The 18,011-nt window shown below is 37.8% G+C and carries 10 protein-coding genes; 1 reads left to right on the top strand and 9 read right to left on the bottom strand.

The features are described from left to right. Positions 1–132: 132 nt before the first annotated feature. The 6 genes from ASU31_RS25875 to ASU31_RS25850 form a co-directional block, all read right to left on the bottom strand. On the bottom strand, positions 133–3,369 hold the full coding sequence (locus ASU31_RS25875) for a SusC/RagA family TonB-linked outer membrane protein (RefSeq protein WP_057935138.1): 3,237 nt from the start codon (positions 3,367–3,369) through the stop codon (positions 133–135). 539 nt (positions 3,370–3,908) lie between these two features. Continuing rightward, entirely contained in the window at positions 3,909–4,838 is a 930-nt protein-coding gene (locus tag ASU31_RS25870) for a hypothetical protein (RefSeq protein ID WP_057935137.1), read from the bottom strand. A gap of 24 nt (positions 4,839–4,862) precedes the next feature. Next, positions 4,863–6,701: a RagB/SusD family nutrient uptake outer membrane protein gene (locus ASU31_RS25865; RefSeq protein WP_057935136.1), complete on the bottom strand. Its 1,839-nt coding sequence runs from the start codon at positions 6,699–6,701 to the stop codon at positions 4,863–4,865. Between the two features lie 25 nt (positions 6,702–6,726). Further along, a complete protein-coding gene (locus ASU31_RS25860) occupies positions 6,727–9,864 on the bottom strand; it encodes a SusC/RagA family TonB-linked outer membrane protein (RefSeq protein ID WP_057935135.1) in 3,138 nt (1,045 codons plus the stop codon). A gap of 513 nt (positions 9,865–10,377) precedes the next feature. Further along, positions 10,378–11,046, bottom strand: a complete 669-nt coding sequence (locus ASU31_RS25855; RefSeq protein WP_057935134.1) for a DUF3826 domain-containing protein — start codon at positions 11,044–11,046, stop codon at positions 10,378–10,380. Positions 11,047–11,056: 10 nt separating this feature from the next. Then, a complete protein-coding gene (locus tag ASU31_RS25850) occupies positions 11,057–12,691 on the bottom strand; it encodes a fucose isomerase (protein ID WP_057935133.1) in 1,635 nt (544 codons plus the stop codon). Between the two features lie 224 nt (positions 12,692–12,915). Between ASU31_RS25850 and ASU31_RS25845 the strand changes: the two genes are divergently transcribed. Next, positions 12,916–13,785 carry an AraC family transcriptional regulator gene (locus ASU31_RS25845; protein WP_057935132.1) on the top strand — a complete coding sequence of 290 codons (870 nt, stop codon included), beginning with the start codon at positions 12,916–12,918 and terminating at the stop codon, positions 13,783–13,785. Positions 13,786–13,829: 44 nt separating this feature from the next. Here ASU31_RS25845 and ASU31_RS25840 read toward each other — a convergent pair whose 3' ends face one another. From ASU31_RS25840 to ASU31_RS25830, 3 genes are all read right to left on the bottom strand, one after another. Next, positions 13,830–14,762, bottom strand: a complete 933-nt coding sequence (locus ASU31_RS25840; RefSeq protein WP_057935131.1) for a dihydrodipicolinate synthase family protein — start codon at positions 14,760–14,762, stop codon at positions 13,830–13,832. Positions 14,763–14,819: 57 nt separating this feature from the next. Then, the gene (locus ASU31_RS25835; protein WP_057935130.1) at positions 14,820–16,388 is read right to left on the bottom strand and encodes a sodium:solute symporter family protein; all 1,569 of its coding nucleotides are present in this window, start codon (positions 16,386–16,388) and stop codon (positions 14,820–14,822) included. A 98-nt stretch (positions 16,389–16,486) separates the two neighbouring features. Then, the coding region (locus ASU31_RS25830; RefSeq protein ID WP_245224614.1) for a malectin domain-containing carbohydrate-binding protein at positions 16,487–18,011 on the bottom strand (1,525 nt) is incomplete at its 5' end.

Below are 18,011 nucleotides of genomic sequence, written 5' to 3'. Positions count from 1 at the left end.
TGCATAATCTTTTTTCTCTTCTAAAAAACTGTCTTTGCAGCTGGCACTGAAAACAACCAGCGAAACCAAAACATATATTATTTTATTCTTTTTCATGTCTTTAAAATTTAATAGTATAACTATTTTTAATTATTAAAACGTTACGTTTAATCCAAATGAAAATGTTTTCAGGTTCGGAAAAACGTCGTATGCCGTATCACTATCTCTATATGAATATGGGTTATAGAAATTATAAGGATTTAACGCTGTTGCATAAACACGTACATTGCTTACTTTAACTTTTTCAAGCCAAGCTTTTGGCAGAGAGTAATTTAACTGTAGGCTGGCCAAACGCATTCTAAAAGATGAAACTTTCCAGAAATTTGATGTTGGACTTAAGCTAGTGGCTTCCCAATTTGGGTTTGGCATGGTACCTGTTGGGTTTAGGATGGGATCATAAATATCACCCCAGATTTCTGGCACACTCGCAAAAGTACGTGAAATAGAATTGTTCATTTTTTTACGGGCATCGATTTCCGACCATCCTCCAAAGGAACCTGAAATTACCGCCTCTATTCCTATTCCTTTATAATTTGCTTTTAATGTTGTTCCGTAGCCATAATGGTTGGTGGCTTTTTTTGATAACTGTACCTGATCATTAAAGTCAATTATACCATCTGGACCCGCAAAAGATCCATCAGGCTGTAAAGGTCCTCTAACGTCTCTATAATAGAGCATGCCTGGTTTTAAATCTTTGGCCAACACTGCTGATCCGCTACCGGCAGCACCTGGATTTACCGAAGTAATTTTGTACTGACTTATATAAGCATCAATTTCTTGCTGGTCTTTAAACATGCCTAAATAATCGTATCCCCATTTACCAACGTCAGATGAAGTTCCATTACGTGGATTCCAGGGATATAGAATATCATTTGCGTTGTAATCTGCTTTGATTACTTTATTATCTGACCAAGCAAACCTAAAATCTACACCATAACTAAAATCCTTTCCGATTTTATCGTTCCAACCAATTCCCAGTTCGTAGCCAAAGTAATCTGCCGTAGCATAATTTTGTGAGGCTACTGAACCACCAATCGTGATTGGAATATTAGATGTTACCTCTGTTAAGATATTTGTTGCGTGATTATAATAACCATCCAGAGATAATGTAAGTCGGTTTTTTAAAAATTTAGCATCAATACCTACGTTATTTTTAAGCTCGTCGCTCCAGGTTGCATCAGGGTTCGGCGATGCCTCCATTTTATAACCTGCAGTTGCATTTCCGTCTCCTCCAAATACTGCTCCTTTACCATCTTGAAAAGTATAACGCTGTCTCCATAACCATGCTTTGGTTTGGTCGTTCCCTAATAAACCTATTGAATACCTTAGTTTCAAAAAATCAATACCAGGCACTTTAAAAAAATCTTCTTCTGAAATTACCCAGCCCAATGAGCCCGAATAGAAATTGCCCCAATAGTTACCTGGTGCAAATTTGGTAGAAGCATCGCTTCTAAACATAAATTCTGCAAGGTACTTATCTGCGTAGCTGTAGTTTGCTCTTGCAACATATGATAGTGATCCTCCTTCTGATTTTGTAGTACTTCCATCTATCGCACCGGTTGCCGAGTTAAACTGGCCATTTGTTTGTTGGATCGGATCTGCTTTAAATACAACCTCATTATTATACGCTTGCTCAGATCTTTCTACTGTAGCTAAAGCACCTATCGTATGTTTTCCGAACGACTTATTGTAGGTTAGTACAAAGTTTGATTGTGTTGAACTTTGTGTCGTATTGGAATAGTATAATCGATTACCATTAGAAGCAACAAGAGCTGTTGGTAATGTTGCCCCGTCGTAAATATGTTCATTAGTACCTAATTTTTTAAAGGTGTAAACATTATATTTTGTTCCGATCTGTGATCCATTGCTGCTACCCATATTCCTGGAATATGCAGCTCTTGCACTTAGACCTTTAACGAACGGAATATCATATTGAGCATTTAAATTTATCGTAAAGTTGGTATTTCTGGTGTTCGCCAGATTGCCTAATTTCTCGATTTCGTAGAAATGATACGTAGAAAAATCATTAGTGGTTCCTGGTAATTTTACCGGGTATCCATTAATGTACATCGGCACGTAACGAGGTGCAAGGATGAGGTTCCGGTAATCGTTGTCATCTAACTCACTACCAATTTTATTAAAGGTTTTAATGAGTTCGCTATTGTTTCCTGAAACCTGCAAACCAACCTTCAGATTGGTTGCCACCTTAATATCAGCACCTGATCTAAAGTTCCAACGTTTAAAATCAAGACTCGAAAGGTTTCCATCTTGCTTATAATAAGCAACATCACCAAAATAGGTTGCACGGTCTGTACCTCCGGAGATACTTAAAGTGTGTTTCATGTTATAGGATGATTTCCAGGCATCTTCTAACCAATCGTAATTAATGTTCTTAAAATGCTCTAATTCGTCCTGACTAAAAAAACTATCAGCTGCTGAGGCACCTGTTGGATTTACATTAGCTCCATTCGGTCCGTTCATAATGTTATAATACATCCCAAACTGATAGGCACTCATCATTTTAGTTCTGTAAGCTTCATCATTAAAGGCATACGAGCCGCTATAACTGATTCTTGGAGGTCCGATTTTACCGCGTTTAGTTTTTACTAATACTACTCCATTACCTGCTCTTGTACCATAAATAGCTGCTGATGCATCTTTTAGGAAAGATAAACTTTCTATTTCAGAAGGATCCAGGTTATTAAAGAGTGTAGCATCAGGCTGTCCGTTTTGAGGATTGATCTGAATTACATCATCAATTACATATAGCGGGTCTGTAGAACCGCCGTCTTTAGAGAAAATGGTGTTAGGATTTCTAATGGTCAACTTTGCTGTAGAACCTGGTCTGGAAATACCTCCACTTACACCTACACCTAATATTTTTCCAGCCAGTGCAGCACCTATATTACTTGCGGGTAAATCCTCCACCTCGGTTGCCTTTATATCTACGACAGCACCTGTTAGATGACTTCTCTTTTGCGTACCATAACCAACAACAACCACATCTTCGAGGCTCTTGTTTTCCGGAACTAAACGTACTACAATATTGGTTTGCTTGCCTACTGTTACCTGTTGCCTTACATATCCTATAAATGAGAATACAAGAACATCTGCATCAGATTTTACCTGGATGGTGTAAACACCGTCAGAATTGGTACTCACATTGCTTGGAACACCTTTTAAACTTACGTTTACCCCCGGAATTCCCTGCCCATCTGCCTGATCGACAACTTTACCCGTAATCTTTCGCTCTTGTGCAAAAAGGACTGTGCTTGCCAGTAGCATAAATAGCAAGGACAAAGAAATTTTGCGTAAAAATTTTAAGTTCATCTTATTATTTGGTTAGTTTTTAATTCTATTTAGACAATTTCCTGTCTGCTTTTAATGGTGTGATTCATCAATGATCAAAAGTTTCAGCCTTCAATCTATTGAGCAACTATAGTATCGTTTTAACTTTACAAGTGGAGCGCATTAAGAGAGCAGAGAAATTAGATGTAAAATTATTGTATGATAAGAATCAACCACGGTTTCTAATAAAAAAAATCGATGATAATATGGGGTGATTTGGCTCATTTTTCACTTTGATCTTGGTATTTATTCTGGTTAGAAAGTATATTATATTTCAAAATTGCAATCAATAATTGGCTATTTACTGTATGATTTTGGCTACATATTATAGGATATTAACGTAACTAAATCAAATCAATATAGTTCTTTGCTCGATCTGTATTTGATGATCTAAGATATAGAAATATATTCATATATAAATGCAACATTCTTAAATAAAAATAAATAAAAAAAACGAGACAAATTTTGCCTCGTTTTAGATGAGTTAAAGCTCATGTTATTGAGCTCCATAAATGATAATATTAATTTTGAATCTTTACATCAACATTTAAGAATACACCGCCAGTTGAATTGTTACTCGATACAGAATTCACGTAAAAGGCACCATACTTCCCTTCAGCAGTTAAAAAATAGAACAAACTTCCTGCAATTAATCCGGTAGATATACCTTTAAGGGTGGGCTTTGCACTTTTACCTGCCGTAATAATCTGATCGCCTGTTCGAAGATTTAAAAATGCGGCAGACTGTGCGGTTTTCGGCGCGGCAAATAACGTTGCCTTTTTGGTCCACGTGCTAATGTCGTAGGAAGTAAAAGGAATCGGGCTCGAATTTAAAGCATAAACATTGTAAAAATATGCATTTGGTGTTCCGGTTACCGGCGTTCTATACAATCCCAAGTCTATTTTCTCAGAGCTTGCTGCACCATTACTGTAATTGAATAGTTCTCCGGTGGAAAGTGACATATAACAGTTTTTTACTTTACCTAAAGTATCAGGAATATACAGTTCTCTCGAAGACCAATATTTATAATCTGATCTTACTTCTATTGTAACCGTTTTATAACCATCTCCCAAATAAACCCCTGCCTTATCTAAAGCCCAAATGCGATATGATGTTTTGCCAACACGTGTATTCATTTTCAGTTTTACAACTCCCGAATAATTTCTTCTTTGATTATCGTTAAGTATAATTTTAGAAGGTATAGCCGCCGATGTTTCGAAAATACATACGGCATACATATCCTCCTTTGCAGAGGTTATAGTATAATCTAAATATACACTGTCACCAGCATTTACTTCTTTATAATCGGTTACCGCATATGGGCTTGTTGAATGATAGGTCACCGTTACTTCATCAAACATATTGAATATATTTTCTCCCTCTTTTTTACATGAGGAAAAAGCTAAGGCTCCTATAGCCACAAGGCCCAAATATTTTAAAATTCTTTTCATGATTTTATCTGTTTAAATAAAGAATTATTTTAAAGGATCAAAAGTGCCGCCATCCCAACCAATTGTTTGCTCTAATAACGGGCTGGAATTCATAAATGTTGATGGCAAAGCATAGAAATAATAGGTATCTGGTATACTGAAGCCCGTTACGCCCTGGTTTAATATTGAGGTTTTGAAGTATTTCTCAAAAGATGTTTTGTCATTGATATTAACTCCTTCTCTAAACCGTGTTCCATTTGCTGTAACTGCTTCAAGTTCAGTTTTAAGCGCTGCAGACTTTGTTTCCCATTGTATGGTTTGCATCGTGCCTTGTAAAAGATGGTAATTTCTGGTACGTCTTAAATCGTAAGCACGTTTACCTTCGAACGCAAATTCTACCATTCTTTCTTTCAGTATTAAATCTCGCATTAGAAATTTCGATGAAGCTAGATCTAGCCCGTAATTTTTCGTTCCAGCCTGAATGCCAGCACGGATTCTGATTTCTTTTACTAAATTTTGCGCTTCAGTAAGATTACCTATTTCATTGGCACATTCTGCCAAATTCATAATTACTTCTGCATAACGTAACTCTATCCAATCTAAGCCATTTCCCCCAAAATCATTGGCATATGCCACCGCTCCTTTCGCCAGTTCAGGATCGCAAAATCGTTTCATGTAAAATCCCTGTGGTGATGGTTCAGTAATATTCGAAATATAATTCCATTGTCTCCTGCTGCTTGCGCCGCTTAACTTCCAACTGCTTCCGTTGTAGGCTATCGTTGCATCCAATCTTGGATCGCGGTTTACCCAAAATAGCACAGGATCGTAAGTGAACGAGCTACCCTGCCCAACCGGAACTCCATCCTTCATGGTATAAGTGTTTACAAGATTTAAGGTCGGAATAAATGCAGATGCACCACCACCCTCTTCTGTGGGCCTTGCTTTGGCTTCTACATTCTGACCTCTTTTTTCAACTTTATTAGAATAGGAACGGACAATTATAGCCTCCGTGTTACTTGTTCCTTCCTTTAAAAAAATATCTCCATAGTTTGGCAATAAACTGTTACCTGAAGCTTTGCATATATCATAAGCTTCTTTACAAGCCTGATATGCAGTAGTCCACCTGCTTTGATCAAAGGGGTGTGATGGATTATCTAGGGGATTAAATTGAGGACTTGCCCAGTATAACAATACCCGGCCTTTTAATGCGGCCGCTGCCTTACGGGTAAATTTACCGCGTTCATTCCCGTCATTCCAGGTTACATTATTTAATAAAACCATTGCAGAATCCAAATCGCTCACAATAGACTTAAAACATGCTGATGCGCTGGCTCTTCCACTTAACTCTACATTATCTGGATTTTGCGGCGTAAGTACCAATGGAACACCACCGTAAAGCCGAGTCAATTCAAAGTAAGAGAGTGCTCTCAAAGCAAAAAATTGTCCCCGCAGTTTATTTTTTGAATCTTGTGCCAGGTTGCCTCCAGGAATTTCCTTGATGGCAACGTTACAGCGTGCAATGTCGAAATACCTGTTATCACCTTTAGTTCCCTGGTATTTCGTAGCAATAAACTTCACGTCGTTAGAAGTTAGGGTACCATTTACGCCAATTGCTTTGCGCATAATACTTTCTGATGAAGAAAAACGGTCTTCATCACTTGCGTATATTACATTGTTAGCAGCCAACTCGTAAGGGAAATCGGGCATAACAACATCATAGGTATCATTTAACAGGAACTGTATTGCCCCTTCATTGTCCCATATTCTGGAGTCAATCCCATTTCTGTCTTTTACATCGAAGAAATCTTTCTTACATCCTGAAAAAGATGCCATCAGCATAGCAAGCATGCCAATTGCCAAAGTATTTTTATATTTAAATTTCATTATTCAGATTTTAAGTTTGTAACCTTTATAAACTTATATTCAAGCCTAAGGAAATTGTCCTCAGAGTTGGATAGTCATAAATTGTTGAAGAGTACGGATCTTTGTATTTGAGCGGATTTACGATAGTCCATAGGTTATTTCCTGTTAAAACCAATCGAGAATCTGCGATACCGACCCTGCTAAGCAAGCTTTTGGGCATCTTATAGGTTAAGGTCATGTTGTTTATCCTGATCATTGTACCACTTCTGGCCCAGAAAGTTGAATTCCAACCTGCTGCTATACCTGCATCATCAAACCTTGGAAATTCTGCATTAGGGTTTTCTGGTGTCCAGTGATCGCGCCAATAAGCAGGAACATTAACCGTTGTACTTGCAGGTGCTTTTGATTTGCTATCAAAAAACACCTTTCCGCCAAACCTGGTTACAAAGTTTGTACTTAAACTCAATGTTTTGTAAGAAATGGCCACATTAAAGCCAATACCAAAAGAATTGGTAGACTCGAACATCGGAACCTGATCTTTTTCAGTAATTTTTCCGTCGCCATTAGTATCTTCATAATACAGCCAACCAACTTGTGGCACCCTGTTGTTAATGGTATAAGTTGGGTATTGATTGAGAAGTGCATCTACATCTGCTTGTGTTCTCAGCATACCCTTTGAAATCAATCCATAGTTGCCACTATTATATTTATTGGGATCCGTTCCGAACTGGTATTTTAAATCAGGATAGGTAATATCCCACAACTGAAATTCATTATAAAACATCTGATCAATCCGACTATTGGCAAAACCAAAGAGAATATCGGTATTTACACCCCAGTTTTTGTCAATTTTTGTTTTATAACCTATTGAAAACTCATGCCCCCAATTGGTACGCTGCTGGTAATTTAACAATGGCGCTTCAAACCCTGCATACATCGGGAAATTTTCATTGTTCCCTTTATCAAACATATCGTATGAATATCTGTGATAAAATTCGTACGTGAAATTGATACTATTTTTTAAGAAAGAGGCGTCTAAACCTAAGTTGAATGTACGCGCTTTTTCCCAGGTAATATCAGGATTAGGCATAATCTCAGGATTGAGTCCACCAGTTAATGTCTCATTATATAGATATCCTGCCGGATCAACTGTGTACCTCGATTGCCATAACCTGGCATTAATCCTGCTTTCTCCCACTAATCCATAATTGGCTCTAACTTTTAAACGATCTACAAATTTGACGTTGTCTTTAAAGAAATCTTCTTCACTTATAGCCCATCCTAAACCAACACTTGGAAACAAACCCCATCGGTTGCCAGGTGCAAAATTTGAAGATGCATCCATACGGGCAATCGCTTCAATAAAGTATTTTTTGCCATAATCGTAATTTAACCTGCCGATGTAAGAACGCTGAACCGATTCGAAAATGCTTTTGTTCTGGAGTGTGAAAGTTGAGCGATCGAAACCCCAATACTCGTCAATACCCGGTAAAACCTGGTTTCGCCAGTATACATTCAATTGCTCATTTACGCCCTCTGATTGATCGAAAGCAGCTAGCACATTCAAGCTATGTTTTCCAAATGTTCTGTCATAACTTAGTGATGCAATAGCCTGATAACTTGAAGATGAGTTTGTGCCCGAAGAAAGCTGCGTATTTGCAGCTCCCACTGCGGTAATTGTACTTACAACCTCGTTGGTGTAAAGCAAATTGTTTTGGCCAGTTGTTCTGAAATTATAAACAGTATATGGTGGAACGTATTGTCCACTTGTGCCGCTTCGGTTATTTTTGCCAAATTGTAGACGCCCGGTTAAACCAGGTATAAATTTTGGTTTATAATCAACAGAAGCATTTAGCGCCAGTCCTTGAGATTTATCGAAAATATTATTTCCTGAATTTACAACAGCGAGTGGATTGGTATTGCTATTGTAATTAATTGGTTTACCATCAATTTGAATCGGTACCCATTTAGGTGTTGTAATCAACTGTTGGAAAAAAGCCTGATCGTTTTCTCCGCCATTTTTATAAGTATCACTTGTCTTTTTCGAAAAATCTGCGCTTAAGGTAACAGTCGCTGTTAAGCCATCTATAATTTTAGCATTCATGCCCGATCTGAAAGCATACTTACTGTAGTTGATACCACCATAGTTACCAGATTCATCATAATAATTTCCTCCGGCGAAAAAGGTGATGGCTTCTGCCCCCCCAGAAACATTCATATTATGTCGGTTTACTTTAGAAACCTTCCATAATTCGTCAAACCAGCCTTTAATACTGCTATTTTTTAGTTGTTCTAAATCTGCAGCAGAGAACATAGAAGAAGTCGGCGAATTTGCAATTCTATAACCGTCATTAAGCAACTGAGCGTGCTCGTATGCAGAAAGCATGTCTACATTTGCTGCATTATCCGAAAAGCCCAAAAACCCGGTATAACTGATCTGCGGTTTACCTCGCTTGCCTTTTTTAGTGGTAATTAAAACTACTCCCTTTGCACCCGATGCGCCATATATAGCTGCTGAAGCATCTTTTAGGAAAGAGATATCTTCAACCATAGTTAGATCTAAATTATCGAAATCATCGCGGGTAACTGTAATCCCATCAATTACATATAATGGCTCGGTAGTCGCACCAAGTAAGGCCGATTGTTCCGATCTTGATGCTCCTCTTATATTAATGGTAACCGAAGAACCAGGTTTGCCTGAAACAGAGTTAACACCTACACCTGCAATCTTATTCCGAAGTGCAGCAGCAATGTTCGGCACAGGTAAATCCTGAATTTCTTCAGCCCTGATATTGGCTACTGAACCTAAAATTTCACTGCGTTTCTTCGTTCCATAACCAATAACAACAACTGCATCTTCATCTAAACTCTGACTGTCTTCGACAAAGCTTACGGTTAAATTTGTTTTTCCTGCCAGTGGAATGATCTGTCTAACATAGCCAACATAAGAAAAAACCAAAGCATCACTTGCAGGATCAGCGATCAGCGCAAATTCTCCTTTGTCGTTGGTGCTTACATTATTGGTTTTGCCGCGTATCCCAACAGTTACACCAGGAACAGGCTGCCCGTCTTTTTTGTCGACCACTTTACCGGTGATCTGCTTCTGCTGAGCAAAAACAGCGGTACATGTGATTAGCATGAGCACTAAAACCCATGAGGTTTTTCGTAAAAATTTTGAATTCATATTTGTTATTTGGTTAGTTTTTTAGTAATACATCCAATCTGAAATTAATCAGGCCTCGTGCTTGATCAATTTCATTTAGCATATATAAGGTGTAAAGGCAATTGCCTTATACAGTTTATTCAATAGTGTTTCCGGTTAAGGATGGGTTTGTTTGTTTGTTTGTTTTGCTTTTTAAAGCGTGCTAGTTAGGCTAAAGAATTAGACAGCGTTATTTTAAAAATCTATCTCACATTAATTGTCTTTATGGCGACTCATATTCATCTCTTGTGCTAAAAAATTATTGGTTAGAAAGTATATTTTAACATTACAATAGTGAAATAAAATCCATTTTTTAAGTTAAACCAGAACAGTTATTGTATAATCTTACCCATACAAAACAACCTTCTCGTTATAAGCTATTTAGTAATTTTATTCACAATACAATATAAGTATAAATTCATATATAAATGAAATATTCTTGAATAAAAAATATAAAAAAATAATGGAGTTTTTAAACACGCTCCATTAGCATTCCTAATTTGTTTGCGCTTTTGCTTTTCTACGCTTCTCCCACTCTATTCCTTCTTTCTTTAGATCGTATCCAGCGGCCGATAGATAATTATTTATTCTGCCTTTATATTTTCCAAACCATGCATGTTTTTTATCCGATGATTCTGCATCCATGGCATGCTCCCTCGCCTCCGTTAACCAGATCATTATCTGTTTTTTCTGATCTTCGGTCAGTGTTAAAATTTCTTCCTGATAAGCTTTGTAGGTGATGGGCAACACATTATAGGTCATACCGTTTTTAACCAGCTCCACCTGCTCATTAGTTAGTTGCGCAGAAAGTTTGCTGATGTATTTTTTATGGAGTTTAGCCAATGATGCTTCTACCACACGGCTATCTTTAACAAGAGCCGAATCGCGTTCCACTTTATTATCTTTGTTTTTTTCTTTAATTGCTTTTACACGAATGTCGCGTGCAGCATAGATGTCGTTTAAATTGCTATATTGATCTCTGATGATTACCGTCACTTTTTCTGTTTTCTTTGCATCGGTAATGCCGAGATTGGCCACAATTTTAGCCGAACGCTCGGTAATCATTTTCACATAGGCTTCTTTATCGTTCACAGCATTGTTCTGAGCAAAAATTGCTGTAATGCTCGAGAAGGTTAACAATAAGGCTAAAATTGATGATTTCATGTCTTTATATTTAAATTGTATTTATTTTTTTTAAGTTCACATCTCCACAAAAATGCACTTTTAAGCCGAGTCCATCCATTGCAGCTGCTTTAATGCGGCAAGCTTCGTGCGCGCCGGCTTCATAATTGGTATAAACCACCTGAATGTGGTTGGCTTTATGTCTGGCCATTAGCTGGTCGCGGCTCACACCTTTTAAAATGGCATGCATAATTGGCCATTCGGGTGTTGTTCCATTCCAACGTCTTTTGGTTTCTTCCTCAGGCAAAGCTACTACTTCCCCAACGCCTAAATCGCAATGTAATTCATTATCCATTACATAAACACGGCTCCAAACAATGAAACCCGGTTTACTGATGCCTTTTAACGATCCGCCGCCTAAACGGAAATACATAGCTGGCTGCCTATCGCTGCTTGCACCGGCATAACCATCAATAAAATGTGCGGCTGGTGCTGCTCCGGAGATTAAAAACAACCAAACAAAACCATCTACATCATCATTTTTGTAATATTCTCCCCAACGGATATCGTGAAGGGTGTTTTCTCCGGTCATTCCTAATTCTTTCCAAAGATTGTAGGTTACCAGGGCATCTAAACCGGCACATTCATCTACCTCATTAAAATGTGGTAAAGCACGTTTTGGGTAAAGTTCTTTACCATCTATAGAAAATACTGGTGGACGGTCTTCGTTATTTAATAAACCTTCTACAAGATCACTCGCAACAGTTAAATCTTTTAGGCCTTGTTGGTATTGTATCCCTATGATATCGCAGCTAAAATCATCCGCCATTCTTACGGCTGCAATATACATTTTGCATTGCTCTAGCGTTTGTCTTTTGGTTAACTGTGTTTCTTCTTCAGTACCCCAGTTAAAAGTCATGCCTTTTTGTAAAAGCCAATCTAAAATAGCTTCTGCTTCAGCATCCGTTACCTGTAACATAGCTGCGTACAGCGCCGATTGACTTAAACGTTCTTTAAAAAAACCGGTCTTATGGAGTAATTCATCAGGTATGATAGCATTGTACATACCCATGCAGCCCTCGTCAAACACGCCCATGATCACTTTTCGCTCTTTTAAGCTTTCGGCAAAAGCTTTTCCTTTCTTCTCGTCGCTTAATGGGATCTTGCTTAAGGCAAAACTTTTTACATGACTTTGGTCATAACCGATCTTGCCGGTTGATAGCCATTCTTGCAAGCCTTCAGTAAAAAACTCATCCGTAAAATTTTCACTCCATAAAGTGCTATATTCAATTGCTGCTTTAGTTAAGCAACCGTTCAAATTTAACATGCCTACCAAACCAGGCCATTGTCCGCTCCAGTTGGCTACGGTTAATATTGGTCCACGATGTGTGGTAAGTCCGGCTAATACGTGATGAGAGTATTGCCAAACACTTTCTGCTACAATTAAAGGCTGATCAGGATCAATATTTCTAAAGATATCCATACCCATTCTTTGCGAATCGATAAAGCCATGTTTTTTTGTTGAATTGTATGAATGGGCACGTTTAACTTTCCAGCCGAATTGTTCGATGGCTAAAGTTAATTTTCGCTCCATTTCAATTTGGGCAGCCCAGCAATTTTGATTTGCCGAAAGCCGTAAATCTCCGCTAGAAACCAGTAGAATTTCGCCTTGTTTGCCTTGTCTCATAATTTATTAATGAACAAATAATTTATATAAAAATAATTTGTCAGCTTATATTTGGGTTATGCCTTTACGGCTATATACAAAACTCAACAATGAAAAACACTATTTTCTGATAGTTTTTATCAAATTAATATAGGATGTTATCATTAAACTCATTAACTTTAGACCGCTGTGGCGCAATTTGTAGAATATTGTAATGCAGTCCTAACCAAATATTTATTAGTTACATGAAACCTCATTTTCATAAAGTTCCAATTACTTTACAAAGTTCCTTTAGCATCCGTCATGATATCAAACCTGATTTTGGAAATATCTGGCATTACCATCCTGAACTGGAATTACATTATGTAATCAAAGGAGAAGGCGTTCGTTTTATTGGCGACAACATCAGTAATTTTGTGCCAGATGAGATGGTACTTTTAGGGGAAAACCTGCCGCATACCTGGCGTTGTAAAGATGAATATTTTCAGAACAATCCAGATCTTACCACTGAAGCCATGGTTATTCATTTCTTGCCCGATTGTTTGGGTAAATATATGCTTACTTTACCTGAAGCTTATCTTATCCCTAAATTATTCGAAAAAGCCAAAAGCGGGATGGTAATTAAAGGGAAAGCTAAAGATAAACTGGTTGATTTAATGCGGGCTGCCGTTGATGCGACCAATTTGGACCGAATTATTATCCTCTTATCTATCTTAAAAACTTTGGCCGAGACGGATGAATTTTCAACGATTGTAACGAGTAAAAATACATTCTATCAAAGCAACGAGTCTGAAACACTCCGTATCAATAAAATCTGTAATTATACCCTGAGTAATTATAAAAAAGATATTACATTGGAAGAAGTGGCTTCATTAAGTAATTTAAGCGTAACTTCTTTCTGCAGGTATTTTAAACTGATGACGAAGAAAACCTTTTATGATTTCCTGATCGAAATTAGGGTGAGTCACGCCTGCCGTTTTTTAATTGAAAACAAGCTACCTACCGAGATGATCTGTTTTGATTGCGGTTTTAATAATGTATCTAATTTCTACAGGCACTTTAAAAAGGTTACGGGGATGACGCCTTTAGACTATAAAAGGAAGTATTTGAATTAGCTTTCAAGACCTTATAGGTTTTTGAAACCTATAAGGTTTATTAACTATATAAAAACCTTAATATTTAGATTATTGCGAAGCAAAGTATAATCATCAAACAATGTTTCTACTTCTTTTACTACGCTTGGCGTAAAAGAGCCAACATTTCTGCGGGTAAAAGTCGAGATATTAAGCCCTCGTTTTTGCAGGAAATATTTCGACACTACCGGATAAACATTATGCATTACGTCCATGTTATCGATTAAAAACTGCTGTACCACTTGTACCTCATCTTTAAAAGTTTCATCATTGTAATGGTCGCAGAGCCATACAATCAATTCTGGAAAATAATTTCCCTGAATACAAGATAATCCCGAAGCGCCAGCTTTTAATGATTCTACCGCATGTACAATGTAGGCATCGTACAAGCCAAAAGCCTTGCCTTCTGTCAGTTTCAGTTTCTCTTTAATCTGACCAAGGTCTAAGCATGTATCTTTATGGTAAATCACTCTTCCGGTAGAAACAAAATCGGCTAATTGTTGCGGTTTCAATACTCTTTTATAAGGCACCGGACATTCGTAAAAACCTAATGGAATTTTATCTGTCTGGTCTAAAAGATCGAATACCCTTTCGTTAAAAACCCCGTCAGTTTCATTTTCTTCAGCAAGTAAACTGGTAATTGCAATCACCGCTTCTACCCCCGCATCGCTTACTTCTTTCACAAAGTCGGCCTGTTTACTGATTTCCCCACCAAAGGTTCCGGTAGCTACTACTGGTACTGCTCCACCTACTACCTTTATCACATGTTTTATGGCCTGAATCCGTTCTTTACCACTCAATTCGAACATTTCGCTCGATAGGCAATTGGCAAATAAACCTGATGATCCGGCCTGTAAATAAATCTCGGTAAGCTGTGTAAGGGCTGGGTAATCGATGTTCCCATTGCTTAAAAAAGGCGTGAGCATTACCGGGATGAACCCTTTTTGTGAGTTTTCCATTATATTCTGATATGGTAAATTGTTCTATTTAATTGCCTGATAAAACCAGAATGGTTTTTAATGGGCTGTTTTAGTTTTTCTATTTTTAATTTTCGTCAGGAAAAGTCCTGCTAAAAAAATGGTTAAAGTGCCGATCACGATAATCATATTTTTATGTAAAGGATTTCTAAAAACTTCATATTCTGGAGGAAGAAGTGAAGAAAATGTCATCCATATAATTACGGCAATGCCGATTATTGTTGCTGTTATGGCTTCATGGTTTTTAGTTTGCCTGCTGATAATACCCAAGAGGAATAAACCCAGCATTCCTGCAGCAAAAATCCCTGATAATTCCCACCAAACATCTAAAATGCTTTTTACACCAATCATGGCAATACCAGCAATCATACCCAACAAACCAAAGCCAATGGTGGCCAAATGTAACAGTGATAAATTTTGTTTCTCCGTTACATCAGGTTTAAAATATCTTTTATAAATATCAACCGAAAACACCGTTGCTGAGGCGTTCATTCCAGAGCTTATGGTGCTCATTGCAGCCGATAAAATGGCCGATACAATTAAACCAACCAAACCTATGGGAATTTTAGTCACCATAAAATGTGGCATAATTTTGTCGCCATAATCAGATGGCAGTAATGCATGCTGTATCTTCAGCGCCTCTGCTGCCGAAGCACCTAAGGGCAAACGTTCTATGGCTACCTGGTGTTTTATCGACTGCACCAATTCCGGATTGATTTCATAATACGCATACAAGCAAGATCCTATAATAAAAAAGAGTAATGATGCCGGGATATACAACCAAACACATAACCATATCGATTTTGAAGCTGCTTTACTTGAAGATGCCGTATGGTAGCGCTGGATGTAGTTTTGATCCATTCCGAAGTTATTCAGGTTGATAAAAAAACCATAAAGCAAAACCACCCAAAACGATGATCCTACAAAATCGAGCTTAAAACTGCCCAAACTAAACTTATTGGCCGATTTCCCGATCTCTACAATCTTCGAAACTCCTCCCGGCATGTTCGAAATGATTAAATACAGAATGAGTAAGGCACCAAAAGTTTTTACTACCGCTTGTACCACTTCTGTCCATATTACCGCTTCAATTCCTCCTAAAACGGTATAAACAATGATACAAATGCCCATTACGATCATAATCATCTGCATGGAATAACCTGTAAGTGCTTGTAAGCTCAAGGCAATTCCAAAAAATATCGATCCCATTCTGGCCAGTTGTGTTAACAGGAAACATACTACCGCATATACCCTTGCCCATGCACCAAACCGTTTTTCTAAATGGGTATAGGCCGATATTTCGCCAGTATTCCGGTAAAAAGGAACAAAGTATTTTGAAGCGATCCAAGCGGCCAAGGGCATCGAAATGCTAAATACAAATGCATTCCAATTGCTCCCGAAAGCCTTACCAGGTACGCCTAAAAAAGTATTGCTACTTAAAAATGTTGCATAAATAGATAAACCTATCGCCCATCCGGGGATCAGGCCCGAAGCTTTTGTAAATTGCTCGGAGTTTTTATTTTTCCTCGAAAAATAAACACCAACTAATATCATTCCAACAAGATAAATGAAGATAATTGCAAGATCGACTACAGGAAGTCCTTTCATTATTTGTTGGCTCGTTTATTAATTTGGTTAAAACAAATATGCATGACTAAATATCAACATTAATATAAGATTTTGGCTACATATTGTACCATCTTATCTTATTGAACATCTAAAGCATCAACTGCCAGTCCTTTGGTTTCTGTGGCAATCAATTTGAGTTTATAAGTCCCGGCATTAATCATGCTCCCGGTGTTGGTGCTCAGGTAATTCCATTTTCCTGTTTTAGTTGGTGCAAATTCAACCATTTCTGTTTTCATTAATGTTCCATCTGCCGATAAAAATTCCAGTTTGGCTTTCAAGGGCTGATCGGACGGGTTATGGTATTTAATGGTTAAGGAATAGGTATCGGCAACACCAACTGAAATATTCCATGTTAGGCTGCCCTCGTTGGCTGCACTAAAAATTACGCGCTGTTTATCCATCAACACTGCTTTTGTAATGTCTTTCCCTTCTAAAATGCCATCAGTAGCTTTGTAGGTTGTGGTGGTTTTTAAATCATAAGCGGGTTGTAAATGAGTAATGGGCAATACAAAAAGGGTTGCCACCCTATTATCAAAAATGATTCTTTCGTTTGGAGCAAGTCTTTTGCGATAAAGATCAAACGTTTCATTATTGCTGTTGCTCAAAGTGGTTTTAGTATTTTCAAACCCCTGCGGAATACTGCTGTTTTTATTCAGTGCAATAAAGGTATCAACACTATCAGTAGCCGTAAATTCGATACTTTCCTGTCCTCGTGAAGCTTTTAACCATTCTGCACCATATAAATTTGAAGGTAAATGGGTAAATGCTGATTTCTCTCCTTTAAACTGTTCATCTCCAATATCCAGCCAGCTGTTTAATTCAGCATTTTTTATTTTTGTTAAAAGTGAATTGCTTTCTGGCGCGGGTTTAATCTTTTGATTTAAACTGGCTATGGCAATGCCCGAAATCACGGCCTGCCCCACTTTCACATCAGGGAAGTTAATGTCTAAAAAGCCACCTTTGATTGAAGTTTTAACTGTTTTTTTCAATAAAGTGTTACTACCCGCCTCTTTCCAGATATCTAAATCTTTAATAACTGTTTTGCCATTAAGTGCTACATCAAATAAGCGCATGGCTTTGGCATCAAAACCTCCGCCAATACCCAGCCAGGGTTCTATAAAATAAAGTTCGACCAGATACTCTCCGTCAGGTAGCGGAAAATGATATTTCAACTGATCTCTGCCATATCTGAAAGTCTGAAAAAGCTTCCAATCTTTGGTACCTTCAATGGGTTGAAAGGTACGGCGTTGACTGGCAAAAAATGTTGGGATACCCGTAAAACCTGCCGTCCAGGAGGTTGAACCAAAACTATTCAATGAAGTTAAGTTCCGATCAGCAGACCATTTATTCCCGTTGGTGTCTGTATAATCACCACCACCGCAGTTTACGCGGTACACATAATTATAACCCTGAGATGGTACTGTTAATTTTTCATTCTTGATTAAAGTATTGAAATTTGGGCTTTGAGGCAAATTTTGCAATACCATTTGATCTTTAGCCACAGCTTTTCCGTTCACATAGCCCACTGCATACAATACATTATACTGGATATCAGGCTTGTTCCATTGGAAATGTGTACCTATTGCACCACGTTTTCTTTTA

Origin of the sequence: Pedobacter ginsenosidimutans (assembly GCF_001442625.1) — a bacterium.
GTDB classification, from domain to species: domain Bacteria; phylum Bacteroidota; class Bacteroidia; order Sphingobacteriales; family Sphingobacteriaceae; genus Pedobacter; species Pedobacter ginsenosidimutans.
This window is presented reverse-complemented; position numbering and strand designations above follow the sequence as displayed.

Bases quoted from the DNA above. Each gene is read 5' to 3' on its own strand.
- ASU31_RS25875 (WP_057935138.1), bottom strand. From the start codon at position 3,369: ATGAACTTAAAATTTTTACGCAAAATTTCTTTGTCCTTGCTATTTATG.
- ASU31_RS25870 (WP_057935137.1), bottom strand. From the start codon at position 4,838: ATGAAAAGAATTTTAAAATATTTGGGCCTTGTGGCTATAGGAGCCTTA.
- ASU31_RS25865 (WP_057935136.1), bottom strand. From the start codon at position 6,701: ATGAAATTTAAATATAAAAATACTTTGGCAATTGGCATGCTTGCTATG.
- ASU31_RS25860 (WP_057935135.1), bottom strand. From the start codon at position 9,864: ATGAATTCAAAATTTTTACGAAAAACCTCATGGGTTTTAGTGCTCATG.
- ASU31_RS25855 (WP_057935134.1), bottom strand. From the start codon at position 11,046: ATGAAATCATCAATTTTAGCCTTATTGTTAACCTTCTCGAGCATTACA.
- ASU31_RS25850 (WP_057935133.1), bottom strand. From the start codon at position 12,691: ATGAGACAAGGCAAACAAGGCGAAATTCTACTGGTTTCTAGCGGAGAT.
- ASU31_RS25845 (WP_057935132.1), top strand. From the start codon at position 12,916: ATGAAACCTCATTTTCATAAAGTTCCAATTACTTTACAAAGTTCCTTT.
- ASU31_RS25840 (WP_057935131.1), bottom strand. From the start codon at position 14,762: ATGGAAAACTCACAAAAAGGGTTCATCCCGGTAATGCTCACGCCTTTT.
- ASU31_RS25835 (WP_057935130.1), bottom strand. From the start codon at position 16,388: ATGAAAGGACTTCCTGTAGTCGATCTTGCAATTATCTTCATTTATCTT.